The 19,509-nt window shown below is 35.9% G+C and carries 17 protein-coding genes and 1 pseudogene; 7 read left to right on the forward strand and 11 right to left on the reverse strand.

From position 1 onward, the window contains the following. Positions 1–82 precede the first annotated feature (82 nt). Both ACQ76T_RS10470 and ACQ76T_RS10475 read right to left on the reverse strand, forming a co-directional pair. Complete coding sequence (locus ACQ76T_RS10470) at positions 83–2,587, reverse strand: PIG-L family deacetylase (RefSeq protein WP_431343239.1); 2,505 nt, start codon at positions 2,585–2,587, stop codon at positions 83–85. Between the two features lie 138 nt (positions 2,588–2,725). Further along, on the reverse strand, positions 2,726–3,526 hold the full coding sequence (locus ACQ76T_RS10475; RefSeq protein WP_431343240.1) for a DUF5694 domain-containing protein: 801 nt from the start codon (positions 3,524–3,526) through the stop codon (positions 2,726–2,728). A 283-nt stretch (positions 3,527–3,809) separates the two neighbouring features. Between ACQ76T_RS10475 and ACQ76T_RS10480 the strand changes: the two genes are divergently transcribed. After that, positions 3,810–4,667, forward strand: coding sequence for a LysR family transcriptional regulator (locus tag ACQ76T_RS10480; protein WP_431343241.1), 858 nt, complete (start codon positions 3,810–3,812; stop codon positions 4,665–4,667). Here ACQ76T_RS10480 and ACQ76T_RS10485 read toward each other — a convergent pair. The 3 genes from ACQ76T_RS10485 to ACQ76T_RS10495 form a co-directional block, all read right to left on the reverse strand. Then, positions 4,659–5,630, reverse strand: coding sequence for a GNAT family N-acetyltransferase (locus ACQ76T_RS10485; protein ID WP_431343242.1), 972 nt, complete (start codon positions 5,628–5,630; stop codon positions 4,659–4,661). The genes ACQ76T_RS10480 and ACQ76T_RS10485 overlap by 9 nt on opposite strands. Before the next feature lie 4 nt (positions 5,631–5,634). After that, positions 5,635–6,096: an N-acetyltransferase family protein gene (locus tag ACQ76T_RS10490; protein WP_431343243.1), complete on the reverse strand. Its 462-nt coding sequence runs from the start codon at positions 6,094–6,096 to the stop codon at positions 5,635–5,637. 298 nt (positions 6,097–6,394) lie between these two features. Continuing rightward, the gene (locus ACQ76T_RS10495) at positions 6,395–6,943 is read right to left on the reverse strand and encodes a hypothetical protein (RefSeq protein WP_431343244.1); all 549 of its coding nucleotides are present in this window, start codon (positions 6,941–6,943) and stop codon (positions 6,395–6,397) included. Between the two features lie 88 nt (positions 6,944–7,031). Between ACQ76T_RS10495 and ACQ76T_RS10500 the strand changes: the two genes are divergently transcribed. The 4 genes from ACQ76T_RS10500 to ACQ76T_RS10515 all read left to right on the forward strand — a co-directional run bounded on the left by ACQ76T_RS10500 (position 7,032) and on the right by ACQ76T_RS10515 (position 10,588). After that, positions 7,032–7,265: a helix-turn-helix domain-containing protein gene (locus ACQ76T_RS10500; protein ID WP_431343245.1), complete on the forward strand. Its 234-nt coding sequence runs from the start codon at positions 7,032–7,034 to the stop codon at positions 7,263–7,265. A 560-nt stretch (positions 7,266–7,825) separates the two neighbouring features. Next, entirely contained in the window at positions 7,826–8,761 is a 936-nt protein-coding gene (locus ACQ76T_RS10505) for a PIN-like domain-containing protein (protein WP_431343246.1), read from the forward strand. A 175-nt stretch (positions 8,762–8,936) separates the two neighbouring features. Next, positions 8,937–9,749, forward strand: coding sequence for a HipA family kinase (locus ACQ76T_RS10510; RefSeq protein WP_431343247.1), 813 nt, complete (start codon positions 8,937–8,939; stop codon positions 9,747–9,749). Next, positions 9,746–10,588 (forward strand): DUF3037 domain-containing protein, encoded by an 843-nt coding sequence (locus ACQ76T_RS10515; protein ID WP_431343248.1) that lies wholly within the window; start codon positions 9,746–9,748, stop codon positions 10,586–10,588. The genes ACQ76T_RS10510 and ACQ76T_RS10515 overlap by 4 nt, the downstream gene beginning before the upstream one ends. A gap of 464 nt (positions 10,589–11,052) precedes the next feature. Here ACQ76T_RS10515 and dapB read toward each other — a convergent pair. After that, a pseudogene (dapB, locus tag ACQ76T_RS10520) lies at positions 11,053–11,736 on the reverse strand (4-hydroxy-tetrahydrodipicolinate reductase); the annotation flags it as partial. A gap of 183 nt (positions 11,737–11,919) precedes the next feature. On the opposite strand from dapB, the gene ACQ76T_RS10525 reads away from it, so the two are divergent. Then, complete coding sequence (locus ACQ76T_RS10525) at positions 11,920–13,248, forward strand: hypothetical protein (RefSeq protein WP_431343249.1); 1,329 nt, start codon at positions 11,920–11,922, stop codon at positions 13,246–13,248. 85 nt (positions 13,249–13,333) lie between these two features. Here the strand turns inward: ACQ76T_RS10525 and ACQ76T_RS10530 are convergent, their stop codons facing one another. The 5 genes from ACQ76T_RS10530 to ACQ76T_RS10550 form a co-directional block, all read right to left on the reverse strand. Then, entirely contained in the window at positions 13,334–14,254 is a 921-nt protein-coding gene (locus ACQ76T_RS10530; RefSeq protein ID WP_431343250.1) for a patatin-like phospholipase family protein, read from the reverse strand. Positions 14,255–14,376: 122 nt separating this feature from the next. Further along, positions 14,377–14,922, reverse strand: a complete 546-nt coding sequence (locus ACQ76T_RS10535; protein ID WP_431343251.1) for a helix-turn-helix domain-containing protein — start codon at positions 14,920–14,922, stop codon at positions 14,377–14,379. Further along, positions 14,897–15,379, reverse strand: a complete 483-nt coding sequence (locus tag ACQ76T_RS10540) for a hypothetical protein (RefSeq protein WP_431343252.1) — start codon at positions 15,377–15,379, stop codon at positions 14,897–14,899. The genes ACQ76T_RS10535 and ACQ76T_RS10540 overlap by 26 nt, the downstream gene beginning before the upstream one ends. A 73-nt stretch (positions 15,380–15,452) precedes the next feature. Then, on the reverse strand, positions 15,453–16,460 hold the full coding sequence (locus ACQ76T_RS10545; protein WP_431343253.1) for an OmpA family protein: 1,008 nt from the start codon (positions 16,458–16,460) through the stop codon (positions 15,453–15,455). A 444-nt stretch (positions 16,461–16,904) separates the two neighbouring features. Continuing rightward, positions 16,905–17,573, reverse strand: coding sequence for a hypothetical protein (locus ACQ76T_RS10550; RefSeq protein ID WP_431343254.1), 669 nt, complete (start codon positions 17,571–17,573; stop codon positions 16,905–16,907). A 395-nt stretch (positions 17,574–17,968) separates the two neighbouring features. On the opposite strand from ACQ76T_RS10550, the gene ACQ76T_RS10555 reads away from it, so the two are divergent. Continuing rightward, on the forward strand, positions 17,969–19,507 hold the full coding sequence (locus ACQ76T_RS10555) for a tyrosinase family protein (protein ID WP_431343255.1): 1,539 nt from the start codon (positions 17,969–17,971) through the stop codon (positions 19,505–19,507). The last annotated feature ends 2 nt before the right edge of the window (positions 19,508–19,509 follow it).

The raw sequence follows: 19,509 nt of genomic DNA on the forward strand, positions 1-19,509 counted from the left end.
CAATAATAAAATACAATCTGTGATATTAATGCAAGCGCCAATAATATGTACCAGATATTCCAATTTTTAAGTTGCTTGTTCATCAGTTTTTCTGTGCAGATAAAAAGTTTAAAAATAAACGTGCTGCTCCAACATTTCCTGCAGGCAATTGTCTGAAAAATGCCAACGGTGTGTAAATAAAATTACCCTTACCGTATTGGGTATATAAGGTTGATCCCTGCAAAGGCTCTTCATCTGTATCGTGCATTTCAAAAAGCGGTTCATATGCCGGATCCCATTTATCGGGGAAATAAGCACCACGCTCCTGTACCCAGCCTTTAAAATCATTCGCCGTAATTTTATTGGGGAAGTTCAGTAATTTATGATTGGGATTTAAAAATTTAACCTCGGCATTTTCTTCGGTAACCCTCTTATTGGCAATATTGAAATTGTACATTCCCAATTGGTCAACGGTTGTATCCTGATTGGTGTTGTACTGCATCACCAGATTTCCACCTTCTTTTACATAAGACCATAAGAAAGGCATCCAGCGACCCAGCTTTTTCTCTGTGTTATTGGCACGAACACCCAGTACAATAGCATCATATTGTGATAGCTTGTTTTGGCCGCCGTTTCCGCCAGATTCATCCAGGTTGCCATAAAAATCTCCGTCTTTCAGGACATCTACCTGAATACCTGAAATGCGCAGGAACTCAGGAATGAAATCACCTGCACCTTCTATATAACCCACTTTTTTCACCTTCGCCTGAATATCGCCTTTCATTACAATTGCAGTGGCAGGCGTAAAATATTGTAAGGAAGGTAAATGGGGATATTGAATTAATATCTGCTTTTTGTTATATGTGGCTCCATCGGCAACATAGTTAGCTTCCAGTTGCAAACGGGATGAGTTAATTGTGGCAAGCTTATTTTTTGGAATTACATAATCAATGGTAGTTTCTTTTCCATTGAATGAACTTACATTAGCGCCTCTTAATCGTTCTCCGTTACACATAAGGTTTAGAATACCTTTATTGAATTGTTTGGTAGAATTAACTTTAAAATTTAAACTCAAATGTAAATCTTCATTTTCTTTCACTACATAAAGTGGTTGTGCGAATTTCAGTTCCAATGCGGGAACAATGCGCAATGCTTCTACTACATCACCACGTACCGGGTCTAGTTTTTTGAAAGATAAAGGAAGGCTAACCTGGAACTTTTCTGTACCAATCTTTAGATCCAGCAAAACATTCAGTGGTGATTCTGCTTCAGGCAAACCGACTAAAGTATCATTAGGAACAGAAAATGTGGCTGCGTTTACAGCTGGTTTTGCCAACCAGTAAGGTTCTGTGAGGGCAGCATCCACAGGAATCTGAATATCGTGCTGAATGGTAATTAAAGAGTCTTTGGATAGTGTTTTGTTGACGCTTTCTGACTGATTTAACCATTTTACCTGGTCTAAAACAACGGGATTGGAAGCTCTTGAGATCAGGTTCAATCTGAAATTGTAACGATCTCCAGCCACCGCTTCAGGCTGGCTGGTAACCACCTCGCCCATAAATCCGGCACAGCTTAGAATGATATGGTCTAAAGAGGTAAGTTTATCTTTTTTTAGATCTGCATCTTTTAGTGTCATCACTTTTTTTCGCAAAGCAAGCAAATCAGGCAGGCTCTTCTCCGGCTCGTTGAAATTAAAGGTAGAAATAATGGTATCCAATGATTGGTCGATGTCTGCATTTCCCTGTGAAGTCCAGGTTTTAGCTACTCCATCAAAAAGGGTTGCTTTAGCAGGTTCGCCAATAACGTGGCTAAAATATTCAGTTTTGATTCCGGCCACCGATTGGGTTCCTGCTCCCTGACTTTTATGTAAGCTTCTGCTTAATCCAGCCAGTTCACCATATCCCATACCTAGTTGTGCGTCGTATTGCCCAGCCGTTATTTTCAACTGGTTTTCGGCAGTGGTATTAACGGAGCCAAATCGGAAGGTATTCCATAGTACCCGTTTGGGCTGCCATGCATTAACATATTTCAGCTGATCTGGAAAAGCATTTTTATCACCCGCCAGCTGGAACGCTTTTTCTGCAACTACAGCCGAAGCTGCATGCTGTCCGTGTCCTGCCGCAGCTGTAGGAGGAAAGCGACAGATGATCACATCCGGACGGAATTTTCGGATGACCCACACAACATCCGCTGTAATGCTGTCTGCATTCCATTGTTTAAAAGTGTCGGTTGTATTTTTAGAAAACCCGAAGTCTATCGCACGGGTAAAAAACTGTTGGGCACCGTCTAATTTTCTGGCTTCTAAAAGCTCATGTGTTCTGATTAAGCCTAATGCAGGCCCTTGCTCGGTTCCCAATAAATTCTGACCGCCATCTCCTCTTGTTAATGACAAATAGGCCGTTTCTACATTCTGATCGTTGATGAGCCAGGAGAGTAATCCTGTATTTTCATCATCGGGATGAGCCGCAAGGTATAAAACTTTAGGCAGATGTTTCAGGGTTTTGAGTTCACGGTAGATCTCGGATGATTTTGAAGGTCGTACCTGTTGGGCCGAACAAAAAACCGTATAAAAACCAAGGGTAAATATACTTATTACTTTTTTGAACATATGAATTTGCTTTGCGGGGCAAATATAGGTAAATCGTTTATCTTTCAGCCTTAAAAGAATCAGACTATGAATTTTACAAAAAAGGTTAAAACAGATGGTCAGCTTCGATTGTTTTTAAGGTTTAAAGTGTGAAGACTTTTATTGTAATACATTTTTAAGCTCTACTACTTCAAAGTTATCATTGTTTTCTAAAAGATGCTTTAAAATAGGAATGTGTCCCTGTCCAAAAATTAAAATAACATATTTGTCCGAAGGTTCAACCTGATTAATAATATTCGAATAAATAGCAAGATTTCTTAAATACCATTCTGATACAGATTCTGCGCCTACAAAGTTTTTACCTGCACCAACCTTTGCGATGTACTTCAGATAGATTGATAGATTTCTTTTTAGTTCTTCTGGTCTGTTGATGTATTGTAACACCTCAGTAATGGTTCCGTTTTTCAGTTTATCATCAAAATCTTTGATCATTGCTTTGGCATGAACCTGTAAATCGTTGAGTAAATAAAGCTGATTATTTTCTTTAGCCGTGGCGGCCATCAAACTGTCGCGGGTCATTCCGTAGAATTTGTCTACACAGTTTACCCGGTTTAGTTTTAATTTTCTGGCCAATCTAAAACCAATTTGTTCTCTTTCTGAAACAGGAATTTTATAGCGATCTTTTACATATAAGCTGTACAGGCTGTCGGTAGATTGCTGCTTATCAATCGATCTTTCAATCATTACTTTACTGGCTTTTGTCCGGGACAGACGATTCGTAAGGTCTTCTAATTCGTTTTGTCGCTTTGCGCTTAAGAAATTGTCTGTTTCTAATTCGAACTGATCGGTATGCGGGTTTTCAAAATGAATCGTTCCTATTAATACAATTTTGGTTTTTTGTATCTGTCCGGATACGATAGTCCCCAAAGCCAAAGCGCAAATCAGCGTTATTATTTTCATGTTTATTAGTTTGTTTTTACTGTTACATAGTTTCTGCGCATAAGAACCGTAAACGTCTTATCGCTTCATAACGTTAGGAGCTAAAGATGCGAGTTTTTTCGCTGAGGTACAAATTTTTAAGGCCTGTTCACAAACAATTAAAAAGCACAACTTCAAAAAGGAGTGCTTTTAGGAATATAGATACCTGATTTTGATTTCTTAAAGTTTCTGGTTTTATTGAATTGATGTGCTTTTAATTCAATTTACTTGCTAAATTTGCGTAACTAATGATTAATTTGCATTAATGGATATACAACAGCTCAAATATTTTCTGGCATTAGCAAAGGAGCTTCATTTCTGGAATACCTCTGCGAAAATGAATATTACGCAATCTGCTTTGAGCCGGCACATTCAGTCTTTAGAGGGTGAACTGGGTGTTCAGTTGTTTTATCGTGACAAGCGAAATGTGAAGCTTACTCCCGCAGGAAAATTTTTGCAGGAAAAATGGGGCGAAGAACTGAGTCAGATGGAGTCTTTTCATCAGCTGGCCCGGCAAATTCATTTAGGAGAATCCGGAACAATAAGAATTGCGCATCCCGATTCCATATCCTCTTCGGTGTTGCCCGATTTTATAAAAAGGGTTTCCGCTGCTTTTCCTCATCTTAATCTGGAATTGTTTCAACTGACGAACGAGATTCAGGAAGATTATCTTAAAAATTACAAGATAGATCTGGCATTTTCACGGGATGTTAATACCTATTCGGCCATTCATGAAAAGAAATTGTGCCATGAAAATCTATCTTTCGTAGTTCCCGAAAATCATCATTTCAAAACCCTCGCTGATATTTCTGAAGAAACACTGAGAGAACAAAAATTTCTTCTGACAACAGGAGACGATGGCAGCAGCTACGATATGCTGGTTCAGGAAGTGATCGATTTTTATAAAATCAATCTTGGCTCCTATATCCGATGTGAGTTTGGATCAACCATTATTTCACTGATTAAAAACGGATTAGGCATTTCTATTCTCCCGCATTCTTATCATCTTCATCAAAATACCGGAATCCGCTTTATACCTATTCCCTTTGTTACCGATTTGTACATTCAGTGGCGAAAAGACGACCCTAATCCGATTCTTAAAAATATTCTGGAATTAGTGTAAAACCATTTCTATATGCGGAATTCCGTCTTCATCGTAAGGCTCCCCTACTTCTTTGAAGCCCAGAGAATTGTAAAATTTCAACAGGTAAAACTGTGCACTGATCCGAATGGTTGATTCCTTAAGAATATCTTTACAGCCTTGGATAGAATGTTCCATCAGCTGTTTTCCCAGTCCAAGTCCTCTGTACTGCGAACCAATCACAACACGGCCAATTGAGGCATCTTCGTACGTTAAACCAGGAGGAACAATTCTGGTATATCCTGCCAGATTTCCATCAACGAAACACATCAGATGATGACATGTTAAATCTTTATTGTCAATATCCTGATACACACAGTTTTGTTCAATAATAAATATTTCGCTTCTTAGTTTTAAGATTTTGTAGAGCTCAATAGTAGATAATTCTTCGAATGATTTTACAAAAAATTCAATTTTCATCGTGTCGGTTTTCAAATCCAGTTTCATCATAATATCGGTCTGCTCTTCATTTCCGAGTCTGAAAATATGTTGATCAAATTCTTTAAATCCATTTTTCTCATAAAATCCAATAGCCCGCAAATTGTTTTCCCAAACGCCCAGCCAAACGTAATCTACCTCTTTTTCTTTGGCAATGGCCATCGCTTTGTCATAAAGAGCCTGCCCTGCTTTCTTTCCATGAAAATCTTTGGAAATATATATTCTTTCAATTTCAAGGGCATTATCCTCTTTCATTTCAGTCTGTGAAGATCCCGTGTTGAGCTTTAAGTACCCGATAACCTGATGATCTACTCTGGCCAGGTAGAATTCGGAGTTTTCATCGTTCACCTCAGCGCGAAGCTTTTCTGTTGCAAAACTTGTTTCAAGATATTGCGTCATGCTTTCTTCCGCATTATTCTCAGCGAATGTTTCCGCAAATGTTTTTTTGCCAATCTCCTGTAAAGCCGGTATTTCGTTTTCTTTAATCTTTGTTATGCTAATTTCCATTTCCTTATACATTCCATTCGTAGTTCAACCAATCCTTATTTTCTTTTGCGCCCAGACGGTTATAGAATTTCTGTCCGGCCTCGTTCCACGGAGCAACGGTCCATTTTATGTGCGAGCAATTGTTTCTTTGGGCTTCAGTTTTCAAAGCATCCATAAGCTGTTCGCCAATTTTCTGACCGCGATAATGTTCATCCACATAAAGCTCTTTCATATAGATCGCGGGTTTGTTCTGTGCCGTGTAAGGAAGAAAATAATACACCAATATCCCTGCAATTTTACCTTCATCTTCCGCAACCAGACAATAAAAATCCGGCGGACTTTTTCTAAATCCAGATTCTTTTACAATTTCAGGCGTAATTTTAAAACTGTCGATATAGTTTTCGAAGATGGCCAGTTGCTCCATCAAAACCCAGATTTTTTCACTGTCCGATTCTACTGCTTTTCTGATAATAATATGTGTATTCAATGTAATCAATTTATTGCTGCAAAATTAACCCGTACAATAATGCGAAAAAATGCTATTTTTTGATTATTTGATTTGATTTTTGCATTAAAGTCTGATGACAAAGATTAAACGCAAAGCTCATTAATCATTCCGTTTTATTGTAAGGAGCAAAGAGATATTATACATAAGCTACAGCGAATCAACTTTATTGATTTTATACTTTGCGTCTTACAATCAACAGTTTTAAAAAATAAAAGCTTTGCGTCTGAAAATATATCATCCATATTAAAAGCTCTCAACCTTTTATTTACGCGCAATCCTATTGTCCTGAATGGGTGTCGGCTGTCTTCCTTTCTTTCCTTCTTTGAATAATAAGGTGCGCAGCATCCAGCATTTTAACCGTATGAATGTAGGGCATCACAATATTTCTTTCCGGTAGATTTTTGTAAACGCCCATTGAGAAATAGACGATTCCCGATAGAAAATAATCAAACTCTTTGAGGGTGTATTCCCTGAATGCTGTTTTGAAAACCAGCACAGGATTCCGGTATTCCTTCTCCGAAAGCAAGCCAAGAACCCACGGCGAAATCTTCTCCGGCTGAATATCTACAGTCCGTTTCCTTTCCTTCAGCATCATGAGATAACCTGCCCGGATCAACGACCTCATCGACTGATGAAACTGGAAGATCACCGCAGGATCTTCATGGATCCAGCTATTCCGCTTTACCGTATAATTCATTAAGTTACTCAGCAATTCTTTGGAAACATCCAGCTCATTGAATTGAAAGAAAATTTCCATTTGCTGTAAGCCGGAGCGCTTTTTACCTGCCCGAAACCTGGTATCTAAATGTATTTTTATCTTTTTCATTGTGTATTTTTTTATAAATATAAGAAAAGAAATTTAATTACGGTCGATCGACCGTAATTTTTCACTATTTAATTATTTCATTTGTTCTATGACAGATATAAACGAGAAAATTTGTTCATACATTACAAAAAAATGGTTGATACCTTGGCTTCAAGAAGGCAAGTCACAAAATTCTTTTGCCAAAAATCATGGCGTCGAAGAAAGTACCATTAGAAAAATTAAAAGTGAAGGAACCTACAGAATACCTGTTGAAACACTTTTTAAAATATGTGAAGCACGAAAAATTAGTTTATCTGATTTCTTTAAACTTATAAATGAATAAAATCCTGACGAGAGTTGGGATTTTTTTGTGATGAAATTCTTCGAAATCTGTAAGAAATTCCGTGAAAATACTGATTGGAAATTTTAAGGTGTTTTATATTTTTGATGTTTACGGAAAGCCGTAAGATAATGCAAATTATCATTTATAAATTTGACTAAGTTAACAAAGAAACATTAATATTATGGCACTTAAACCAGGACCTAAAAGAACAGCAATATCAACTGGTAAACCAGATTAACGTCAACGTGATAATAAGGAGACACCAGGAAATACACCTTCTTTAAAACCTCCAAAGAAACCGCAAAGTAAATAACTTTTTATTTCAGTAATTAATTCTGACGAGAGTTGGGATTTTTTTTGTAACGAAATTTCGTAAAAATACTGACATAAAAGTTTAAAATATAATTTATTTTCACCATCTTCCGGAAATCAATAAGACATTATATATATTTTATGATAAAGCATAAATATAGTCGAATAAACGGATAAATACAGGCTCGTAAAAATAAGAGAGCCTAATGAGTTGAGATCTCTAAATATTATACTAAAACTAATTCTAAATGAGAAAAATAATTTTTGTTGATACTAATATTTTTTTAAGATTTTACGATAGTAATAATAGAGAATATAAAAAAATGCTAAAAACTCTATTATCATTAAAAGAATTTATTTTTACTCCATACCAAATCAAATATGAAATAGATAGAAATAAAGTTGAAATATTTAAGAATTCATTTGAATCTTATATTAAACAAGCTACCTTATTTAATAATATCACTCTTCCAGAACATTTAGACAATTCAACAGAAACATTAATTTCAAATTGGAATACTGACCGAAAAGAAATTATCAAACTGGTTAAGGATAGTAATAAAAAACTTGTTGATCTCTTTGAGAAAAAACTGCAGAATATTGCTAAATCAGAAGATGAGGTTTCAAAAACTATTGCAAAAATTTTTAATTCACCAAAAGATTACACAAATGCTGAATTTCTAAGTGCAAAAATTAGAAAAGAGAGAGGGAATCCCCCAGGAAAAACAAATGACCCTCTAGGTGATGAAATAATTTGGGAGCAACTCTTAACAATTATAGGAGGGTATCAAGAGTTATATATTATTTCTAATGATTATGACTATCTAATATCTTACGAAAACAAATCTTATTTGAATCCAATCCTTTTTGAAGATTTAAAAGTAAAAGCCCATAAATTAAAAGTTTTCAGTTTTCAAACCTTAAGTGATGCTGTAATTTACTTAAGTAAAAATTCTCCTGAATTAATAAAAGACTTACCTACAGAAAAAGAACTGAAAACAATTTCTAAAGTAGAAGCAGAACTAATTGAAACTGAATATCCAAAAATTCTAGAAAAGACACCAGATTCGCGATTTGATGAATTGCAAAGGCTTGAATACATGAAGAGACATAACTTAATTCGTACAGATGAATATCAATCTAGATTAATGAAATTAGGAGTTTTTAATAATTTGCCAAAATAATATTGTAAGCAAATTTATTATTGTCACATTCTCTAAAGTCTTATTCTTTAAAACTTTAGCGTAATTTATAGGCTACTAAGGATATAGGTGCGGCCAAAATATTACGTGAAACCATAATGTAATGTCATTTTTTTTCTTTTTTTTGTGAAAAATATACTTTTGGAAAAATATAAATATGAAAATAACTGATCCTGATTATATCTTACCTGAAATATTAGCATTAGGACATCTAAGTGCTTTACCTGGAGGAACTACCTTACCAATGGTAATACGTGGTATTTGTAAAGCCAACAACAATAAAGGCGATTATGTCATAAAATATATCTCAGCACCAAGAATGAATTGTAATGCTTGTTGTCGAGAGCTAGTGGCATCTTTTATAGCGCAAGAAATGGGACTTGTAACTCCTAATCCTGTAATTATTGATGTTACACAAGACTATATTGAAACGTTAAGAGGTGACGATAGTTTTAAATTAGTAAGTGATTCTAAAGGACAAAATTTTGGAGCGGAATTTTTGCAGGGTTTAATTCCTTTTATTAATGGTCAGAATATTACAGATGTACAATTTCAAAGCGCTACAGATATTTTTGCATTTGATATTTTAACATTAAATACAGACCGTCGCACCGACAAACATAATTTGGCAACAGATGGAAAAGAAAATATGATTATATACGATCATGAGCTTTCCTTTGGTTTTGTTCACGAAATTTTTACTAATCCTACACCTTGGCTTATCAAAGAATCAGAAATGACATGGATTACAAATCACGTATTTTATAATTATCTCAAAGATAAAAAACCTGACTTTGGCACATTTATAGATAAGTTAGATCGTATAGATGATACATTTTGGGGTAAAGCATTGTCAATGATACCAACGCATTGGCAAAACGATCAACTAGATAAAATAAAACATCATTTTGATTCGTTGAGTAATAATAAAGATGTATTTTTGCAACAATTAAACAAATTAGTTTCATGAAAAAGTATCAATATCAAGTAGTTAGATATAGACACGATCTTGTAACTGGGGAATTTGTTAATGTCGGGATTGTGCTTTACAGTCCAGAGGAAAGAATTTTAGACAGCAAATTTATTACCAGATATAGTAGAATTACTCATTTTTATGATGACGTAAATGGTAATTATTTGGTCAAAGTTTTAAAACATTTCAAAAATCAAATAGATTTATTGAAGAACAATTTTAATTCACTTTTTTCACCAGAATATAAAAGCATAACGGAAATAACTGAACCAATTCTTCTAAAAGATGATCTTAGTATATTTTGTTCTGACATTTATAATGTGATTGATTTAAGTTTTGAAAGTGCTCTTAATGATTTATATGAAAGATTTGTAGATAAATATGTTAATGAAAGTGATAAGGATGTTCGTGATGATAAATTTGTTTGGAAAAATATTTATAAAAAATATTTTGATGAATATAACATTACAGATAAATTAACATCACATACTGTTTTAACTAAGAATGATAAAATAGAATTTGATAAAACTTGGAAAAATGGAATATGGAATTGTTTTGAGAGTGTATCTTTTGATCTTAAAAAGCCAGAATCAATAAAAAATAAAATATACAGATGGAATGGCATTCTTAATGAACTTGAAACTGCTCAGGAAAAGATAAATCTGTATTTCCTTACTGCTTTACCTAATGAAAAAGAAAAGACTCTTACAGACTTTATAAAAGACACTTTTTCTAGAGAAAAATATCAAAGTATAAATGTATCATTAATTACTGAATCTGAAGCAAAAGAATTAGCTTCCACTTTTAAAGAAAAAATAGAAAATCATCACAGTTAACTTGTAATAAGAGCAATCCCTACTAAATTGTGAGGATTGCTCTTATTACAAATTAACTTTTCACATTATCTAACTTTGAAGAATATATTTCGAACAGGTCATAATAAAAAATAATTGTAAAATCTTACAGTTATTACCCCATCCCATTCCTTCGCTCCCCGAAGTCTCCTGACTTTGCAGCAAGCTTAAAGAAAACAACCTCATTTACCTGTAAAATCCAAAGACTCTACGATTCAAAATTCATAGATCAACAGGCTTCGCTTTTAACAATAGACTTTTGCATTCGGTGGTTTGGAAAAGTTCCAGTCCTTCCTGCCATCATTTCTTCTTTATCAAATATAAAAGAATAGGTGGTGAGTATCCTGTTGATGAAAAAGAAATTGATGTGCATATTGGTCGTGGCCTCCTTGCTCCCCAAAAAATTGGATTATTTCGGAATTTTTTCTTCAATGAATCTTACCTAATTAAAATTCCATCACGGTATCTAAACCTCTCTTTAAACCCGTAAATGTGTTCACTTTTTCTATGGCAAGAAGAGCTCCGTTTACATAAGGTTCTGCTCCTGTACCCGAATCGTGGCGAATTGTTAATCGCTCATCTTGTAGTCCAAAAATAGACTCCACAGAGATAACATATCCGGGAAGTCTCACAGAATGTACTTTTACGCCATCCAAATTAGCTCCACGACTACACTTATCACCAACTATTTCATCATCAGAAACAGATATGACTGGCTTTTGAACTTGAGAAAGTCTATGGGCTAATTCTCTGGCAGTTCCGCTGGGGCTGTCAATTTTATCCTCATGAGCATAGTCTATAATTTCAAAATTGGGAATATATTTTGCGGCAATTTCAGCGAACTTCTGAAGAAGAACTACGGTCATCGCAAAGTTACCTGCAGCAAGAACTGAGCTTTTATTTTCAATGGCGACCTTGCTAATCTCTTCATAATCTTCCGAAGTAAGACCAGAAGTACCTACCACTACCCGCTTCCCTTTTTTTAAGGCAGAAATAATATTTTTTTTACCTATATCAGGACGTGTATAATCTACCAGAACATCAAATTCAATGTCAGACAGAGCCTTATCAATATCATCATAAATAGGAATTTTTACACTTTCTATTTTTAAAATATCGGCTAAATCTTCCCCCGCTCTCCGAAGTCTCCCGACTTCGGAGCAAGTTTAAAGAAAATAATCTTATGTACCAGCTCAAAATCGAGAGACTTTACATAACAAAGAGTTTGTTTCAATTTGTAATCCACACATAGAAAACACTCAACTCAATCGTTTTTTTGATTATAATTGTATCATTAAAAAATGATTATACCTGTGAAAACCACAATACCGCTTCGCTTTAGTTTATTGACCCTCCTTATTACATCTGCCTTTACCATAATTCCAGCGCAATCAACCGCTGTTCTTCCGATAAAGAAAATAGATAACGATACGCTTTTAGTCGCTTATAAGAAATCTATTGATGATGTTTCACATGGTTTATATTTGGAAGCTTCATTCGGTATGCTCAAAAGACTGAATATTGAAAGTGTAGATCAGCTTGATGATCCCGATGTGGTGGATCAATGGGCACAGGTGATGTCTACGATGACCGGAATACCAACATTCAATAAGGCTAAAAGTTCGGACTTCCATGTACCAAAAGAACAGATTGCGAACTTGCGTTTATCTAAAGGAACTAATGCCATCGATGAAATAGTTAAGCGGGCACGTCATACCCGTATCGTTATTCTGAATGAGAATCATCTGGATCCTCGGGGACGTGCTTTCGGACTTGAAGTGGCCCAGGCTTTAAAACCACTGGGTTATACAATTCTTGCTATGGAAGCTTTGAGACCCTATGCAGATGATCAGGAAGAACGCCGCAAAATGGATCAGCTTTCGGCAGATGGAGTTGTGAGAGGTGCAGGTGATTTCTATAGCGGTTATTATTTTGATGATCCCATTTTCGCTGATTTCGTGAGACAATCGTTAGCAATGGGTTATCATCCGGTATCTTACGAGACAGCCGGTCGCGGATATACAGCTGAGGAGCGCGAAGAGAAACAGGCCGATAATCTTATTCGGCGTGCTGTGCAGTCTTTTCCGGAAGCTAAAATTCTTATGTATGTTGGTGAACGTCACGCCGCTGAAGGACCTATTCTCAACGAAGAAAAACCTTATCTGAAAATGGCGGCTATTCTTAAAGCTAAAACCGGCATAGACCCTCTGACAATTGATCAGGCCGGGCTCTCCCCTATCCCAATGAACAGACCTGACGTTGATCTATACAAAATCGCCTCACTGAAAGCACCGAAAACATCAGTCGTTTTATTGAATCAGGGTAAACCTTTAACTACGGGCCTTTTATCCGGAGCCGTAGATTTACAGGTTGTTCATCCGCCAGTTAAACTTATCAATGGACGCCCTGAATGGCTATTAAAGATGAACAGGCATTCCATTTCCGTTCCTCAGAACCTCCTGCCAGCATCAGGTATAAGACTCATTCAAGCTTTCGTTGCAGATTCACCGGAAGATGCCCGCCCCATCGATCAGGTATTAATCATGTCTGATAAAAAACCGCCTGTTTTAATGCTGCCTGACCTCAATATTCGTTATGCTACTCAGGATTTTCCGAATCAGATAAAAGCATCGGATAAATAGGAGTCAATTCGTATTTAGTTTGTCAGCTTCCAACACTTTTATTAATCGTAGCAAACCCGCATTTGCAGCTCTCTTTATGATTGATTTACATAAGGTCTACAGGTTTTGCCTTTAACAATAGACTTTTGCATTCGGTGGTTTGAAAAAGCTCCAGCCCTTCCTGCCACCATTTCGTCATTTCTTCTTTATCAAATATAAAGGAATGGGTGGTGAGTATCCTGTTGATGAAAAAGAAATTGATATGTACATTGGTGGTTGCCGCTTCCAACTGTGAAATAATAAGATCGTCACTGGCAATCTGATTCAGCATAAAATCTGTGGTACGGGCAAAAACATCCAATACATTTTGTAAGGGCGGATTATTGTATGAGGTTTTTTCCAGCCGCAACACAATGGTATCAATGGATGATGCTCCTTTTTCCAGGGCGTGCTGCAAAGGGATAAGGTTTCCAAAGCCTCCGTCGGCATATTCATTTCCGTTTTTCTGGCATAAGCTCATCAAAGGAACCATATTGGAGGAAGCCCAGATCCAGTCGCAGAAATCCTCATAGCTGTGTTCATTAGAGGATTTATACTCTATTTGCTGTGTTGTAAGGTTGGCTACTGTAACTACAATTTCTTTTTTCAGCTCTTTTATTTTTTCAAAATCCCGCTTTGTAAAGCTATTGCGGATAAGGTTCCTGAGGTTGGTACTGTCTCCCAATGTCTTTTGCCTTTTTATAAACTGCTTTATAATCCCCAGATGGTTGATCCCTATTTTTACTTTACCATCCTTCTTCGTTATTTTAAACGGACAAACCGTAAAAATATCGGACTGCTCGATGGTGGTATACAACTTTTTAATTCTTTGGATGTCTCCAAGAGCCAGAAAAGGAATCAGAAGGCTTCCGGTTGAAGTCCCTACAAAAAGTTCATAGTCGTTTTTATTATGTTCTATAAGATGTTCAGCTACCCCGCCTGCAAAAGCACCTTTGCTCCCTCCTCCTGAAATGACCAATGCTTTCATAATTGATTTAAAATTAACGTAGTACTAATGTAATGATAAATCAAATAGGTTATTCATAATACATTCAAACTCGCTCTCCAAAGTCTCCTGACTTTGGAGCAAGTTATCTGCTTAAAGAAAAGCTAATAAGCAAATCCAAGTCTATTTTTAACATGCTTACTTTCTTCATCTCTTAATTTTTGACTGGTCATGATCTCATGTTCTTTATCTTTTTGGATAACCTTAAACCAATTTATTGCGGGAATCATCCCATTGGAATGTAGTTCAAGTCTAATGATGAACTCCTCTGTCGGATTTCGATGATTATTTATATATTGACTCAGTACAGCAGGCTTGATATCCACCTCAACAGCAAAGTCTTTATCTTTTTTCTCTTGTCTGCTCACATACTCTTTTAAAAAAAATCCAAAACTAAGAGCTTCTACATATTGGCTGCTATCTATATAGTCTTCTAATTGAAACTTTAGCTGTAACAATCTTGAATACATTCTTTGCTTATGAGAGCGATTTTCAAATTGGTTTCGACGGGCTTTCCAAAAATCATCTTCCTCTTTTTTCGCTTTCGCATTCAAAACTTTATCAACAGGGAAGACAAAAGCATCCGCAAGTTCTTCACCTGTCAACTTTGAAAAATTTGTTTCCTTAATTTCTTTCCTGTTTGTCTTCATAATATTCCTGAATTAATTGTAATGAGTTTTCTCCTTCAGTAACCAAATACATTTTAGTTGACTGAAATCCATATTGCTGCATGTAATGTTGCTCAAGCTTTGTTTTTGGCCTTAAGCATACATATCCTTCAAATCCTTTTTTAAATGCTTCTCTGCATACAAATGCAATAAGGCAACCCGCAATACGGCTGTACTCCTTCGATTGACCAACATTTTCTTTAGAGACCGCCAAAAGTCTGATTTCCAAAGCATAATCCCGTAACCGCTCCTCCATTGATAACATTCCTATCGGTTCTTCTTTGCCCTCTACTGTTAACTTATAAACATGATAGGCTTTTTCTTTGTTCCAATTAAAATCAAATCGTTTGGTTTTATTAATTTGCGAAATTTCAGCGGCATCAATTTTAATTATTGTTGCAGCTTGTTTCTCACCCGTAATTTGATTTAGCACGTACATTACCTAACAAATATACAAAAAAAAGTTTACATTATATGTAAACTTTTTTAATCAATTATTGAAGGCATTGTCATCATTTTTTCACCAACTCCACTCTACGGTTCTGCGCCTTCCCTTCTTCAGAATTATTATCTGCTATCGGATTTTTGCTGCCAAAGCCTTCTGCTGAAAGTCTTGTTTTATCAATGCCTGAAGCTGCGATAGCGTTTAATACGGCAGTTGCACGATCTTTTGACAGTTGGAGATTATGGGCATCATTTCCGCTGTTATCGGTATATCCGTTGATAGCCAATTTCAGATTGTTATCGGTTTTCAGGACTTTTGTAATTTCATCTACAGCTGTTTTGCCATCGGCTTGTAAGCTCGCTTTGTCGGTATCAAAATTAATATGCAACACTGCCTTACCTTTTGCATCCAGTTCTTTTTTTATGTCATCCGATTTTAGGATCGAAATGGTTTGTTTAAACGGTGCTTTCTGTAAAATTTGTATGGCACCGCTCGATGTATTGGCATAAAGCTGAATATAAATATCATCACCATTGGCTCTTCTGATGACATATACTTTTGCAGGTTCATTCCAATAATCGATAGAACCTTCCTCGCCAAAATATTTGGCATCTTCTTTTATTCTGTCAAGTTCCTCCTTTGAAACTTTACCATCAAATATTTTGACACCGCCCACTTTGGTAATAGCGTCATCATAGCTTTTCAAAAAATACGGCATTGACCATTCTTCTGTATTGCTTTTCTCATTAACGACATAGGTTTTCCATACTTTACCTTCTACCGGAGTCATTACGCCGTTAATTGGAAAATACAGCATATCATAGCTTCTTTGTACCGGTTTGTTTTGGGATTCCAATCCTTTGGGAAAGCTGAAAAAAGGAAGATTGCCCACCTCAGCGGTAGAAACCGGTATAGAGTTGATATCAAAACTATTGGTTCCCCCCGAAGATTTTTCTGCATCAGTAGGATTTCCTATGGCGACAGTATCCTTCGCAGTATCTGTTTTTTGTTCAGCCTTTTTGTTGCAGGCAGCAAGTAAAGCGCCTATGGATAGAATAATCAGCGTCTTCTTCATTGTATAATATTTAGGTTTTGGTATATCAATTTTTTCAAATAGTGAGGGATAATAACAGCATGAATCCTTCTTCATCCAATCGTTCTGTATATTTTTATACTACACTATTTTTTTCGGCACTAACTTACAAATAAAATATGAATAGGAACTACCTAGATTTAAGTATTTTAGGGATTAAAATATACTATTTGGATGCTGTTTTTCACGCAAAGATTTTATTTTTGAAACTGTTTATTTTTAAGAATACTAAGGATAGAATCAACTTTGTTGGTTCGTTGAAGCATATGGATGAGTACACCGCTTCGTCAGTGGCAAAGTCGCATCACTTTGCCTCACTTACAATAAAACAGAATAATCAATGAACTTTGCGTTGCTATCTTTAATCAATACATCATTTTAAATAACAGCAGAAATGAATAACCAGAGTATTGTCCAAAGCTCTTTTTACTTCCTGATGAAATCCTTTGTAAGATAGATATACTTAAACATACAAAATGTCGCTATCGCCCCGAAAGTATGCCATAAAAAGTGGGTTCCGAAACTGAACCAGTCCAATTTATCAATGATACGGAAGGTTAATGCAAAAACAAACGACAGTATCGCAAGGCCAACCCATTTCCCAGCTTTCCATTGGGTATAGATTAAGTATCTTATTACCGCGAAAACGACAAATGAGGCCATGATTGCATAATTGACGTTGATAAAAAGAGAAGGATTATCTGCCAAGATCCAGTTTCTCAAAGCGAACATAAGGAGTGCATATCCCAAAACCATTACAGCAGCATAATACCATCTGGTACTCTTCGCTACAAAATAAAATCCGGCAGATAAGCATAATACCATAATGGGCAGCCAATCCATCATAATAAATACCGGCCATTGTCTGAATGAATGATAAACACTTCCCCCGATGGCTCCCACATATAATAAAATTAAGCAGTAGGTCAAAAAAGGATATTCTTTAAAATGCCCCTTCATTTTGAGGGTCCAGAAAATAGCGATGGCTAAAAAAAATACAGCAGTGATTGCATTTAACGGCTCAGGGAAAAACTGAGTCATATCTGTTTCTTTATATAACATGCCTCCGTCCGGAGGTAGTGAGGTTATCGGCATTGTTGTTTTTTATATTAATATTTACAGGCAAGCGTCCGGGTGCAAGATACAAACACAAGCATTTTTCTAAATTACTAAAACATATACTCCTATAAATTCTAAATATAGAAAAAATTACCACACCATATACCTGGATATCTCCGATTATATATTATAAAAATATTAATTCGAAGCCAACTAACGATCAAACCTGTAAAGAATAGTTTTAAAAGGCCTGTTTCCTTTCAGATTCACTTGAGAATACTTTGATACTTTCTCTTCTCATAAATCCTTTTTTTGTGAAAAATTAAGTATTACTACTGATTGACCAATCTTTTTTAAATAATACTTTTACAGGGTAAATGAAACCGAAAAAACAGTTTGCTTCAATTATATAACCATAAATCTACTAACACATGAAAAAATTCTTACGAAGAAATGCATGGAATCAAGAAGGAACATTTGATAATCCTGATTTATTCTGGTACGCAAAAGCAGTTGCTGAAATGCAGTCCAGAAAATTGGATGACCCAACCAGTTGGTGGTTTTTTGCCGCAATTCACGGTGAAAACCTTGCTGGGGATCCTGATGGTATTGATTGGAATACCATCAAAACTCCTCCAAAAGTACCTACAAGCCCCGTTCCCTCTACAGACATAAAAAATAAATACTGGAACCAGTGTCAGCACCAAAGCTGGTATTTTGCACCTTGGCATCGCGGTTATCTTATAGCTTTAGAAATTCAGATCAGGGCAATAGTAATAGAACTTAAAGGACCAGATGACTGGGCTTTACCCTATTGGAATTATTTTGGCGGAGAAAAAGAAAATAAAATACCTCCGGCATTTACTCAGCAGTTTTTAGAATTGGATACTCCCAACCCTCTTTTTGTTACAGAAAGACACGGTCCTGATAATGACGGAAATATTTACATCAAATTATTCAAAGACGGCAAACCAAGGGTTACACAAAATTGTGAACTTAAAACGGTATATACCGGTGATCAAAATTGTTTTGGGGGACCTGAAACGGAATTCTCACATTATGGCAAGATATTTCCTGAAGAAAGTTTAGAAACCAACCCTCACAATTTTGTTCATAATGACGTAGGAGGAGTTGTTAAAGGAAATGAAGGTCTTATGTCTGATCCCAACGCTGCAGCATTGGATCCTATCTTCTATCTTCATCACTGCAATATTGACAGAATGTGGGCATCTTGGAATGCAAAGGGAAACCACAACCCAACAGAAAAAGAATGGCTGAAAGGTCCGAAGGAAATTGGTGAACGTGAGTTTGTAATGCCCTTACTTAAGGGAAAAGAATGGGTATATACCCCCAATGATGTAGCCCATCTTGATCTTTTGGATTACAGCTATGATAATCTTAAAACAGAAATAGAAAAGGCTGAAGCCGATACGACTTCTGAAAGACTGAGAAAACTAGGAATTCCGATTTTGGATCACGCCCAACTAATTGAATCTACTATGGATAATAATGAAAAACCAACAGAATTAGTCGCTGCAAACCACGGTTCTTTTGAAATTAAGAATGCAGTAACCAAAACTACAGTTAATTTTTCCGATAAAGGATTAAAGAAAGTTTCCACAAGCTTTTCAAAGGCTTCTGCATCGGAAGTTCCTGACCGTATCTATCTAGTTCTTGAGAATGTGAAAGGCAATGTCAACGCCAATACACTTGAAGTCTCTGTAAACAATCAGCATATAGGATTTATCTCGCTTTTTGGGCTTCTGAATGCATCACTGGACGATTCTCACGGTGGAGGTAACGGACTTAGCTTTTCTTTGGACATTACCAACATCATTGATGAACTCCATCTTGAAAATGATCTTGATAGCCTAAAATCTTTAGATATTGCCATTTCTCCTGATAACGAAATCTTATCTGACACGAAAATTACAGTAGGAAGAATAAGTATTTACAGAGAAAAACAATAGCA

Origin of the sequence: Chryseobacterium sp. JK1 (assembly GCF_050632815.1) — a bacterium.
Taxonomy (GTDB): domain Bacteria; phylum Bacteroidota; class Bacteroidia; order Flavobacteriales; family Weeksellaceae; genus Chryseobacterium.

Bases quoted from the DNA above. Each gene is read 5' to 3' on its own strand.
- ACQ76T_RS10470 (WP_431343239.1), bottom strand. From the start codon at position 2,587: ATGTTCAAAAAAGTAATAAGTATATTTACCCTTGGTTTTTATACGGTT.
- ACQ76T_RS10475 (WP_431343240.1), bottom strand. From the start codon at position 3,526: ATGAAAATAATAACGCTGATTTGCGCTTTGGCTTTGGGGACTATCGTA.
- ACQ76T_RS10480 (WP_431343241.1), top strand. From the start codon at position 3,810: ATGGATATACAACAGCTCAAATATTTTCTGGCATTAGCAAAGGAGCTT.
- ACQ76T_RS10485 (WP_431343242.1), bottom strand. From the start codon at position 5,630: ATGGAAATTAGCATAACAAAGATTAAAGAAAACGAAATACCGGCTTTA.
- ACQ76T_RS10495 (WP_431343244.1), bottom strand. From the start codon at position 6,943: ATGAAAAAGATAAAAATACATTTAGATACCAGGTTTCGGGCAGGTAAA.
- ACQ76T_RS10500 (WP_431343245.1), top strand. From the start codon at position 7,032: ATGACAGATATAAACGAGAAAATTTGTTCATACATTACAAAAAAATGG.
- ACQ76T_RS10505 (WP_431343246.1), top strand. From the start codon at position 7,826: ATGAGAAAAATAATTTTTGTTGATACTAATATTTTTTTAAGATTTTAC.
- ACQ76T_RS10510 (WP_431343247.1), top strand. From the start codon at position 8,937: ATGAAAATAACTGATCCTGATTATATCTTACCTGAAATATTAGCATTA.
- ACQ76T_RS10515 (WP_431343248.1), top strand. From the start codon at position 9,746: ATGAAAAAGTATCAATATCAAGTAGTTAGATATAGACACGATCTTGTA.
- ACQ76T_RS10530 (WP_431343250.1), bottom strand. From the start codon at position 14,254: ATGAAAGCATTGGTCATTTCAGGAGGAGGGAGCAAAGGTGCTTTTGCA.
- ACQ76T_RS10535 (WP_431343251.1), bottom strand. From the start codon at position 14,922: ATGAAGACAAACAGGAAAGAAATTAAGGAAACAAATTTTTCAAAGTTG.
- ACQ76T_RS10540 (WP_431343252.1), bottom strand. From the start codon at position 15,379: ATGTACGTGCTAAATCAAATTACGGGTGAGAAACAAGCTGCAACAATA.
- ACQ76T_RS10545 (WP_431343253.1), bottom strand. From the start codon at position 16,460: ATGAAGAAGACGCTGATTATTCTATCCATAGGCGCTTTACTTGCTGCC.
- ACQ76T_RS10550 (WP_431343254.1), bottom strand. From the start codon at position 17,573: ATGCCGATAACCTCACTACCTCCGGACGGAGGCATGTTATATAAAGAA.
- ACQ76T_RS10555 (WP_431343255.1), top strand. From the start codon at position 17,969: ATGAAAAAATTCTTACGAAGAAATGCATGGAATCAAGAAGGAACATTT.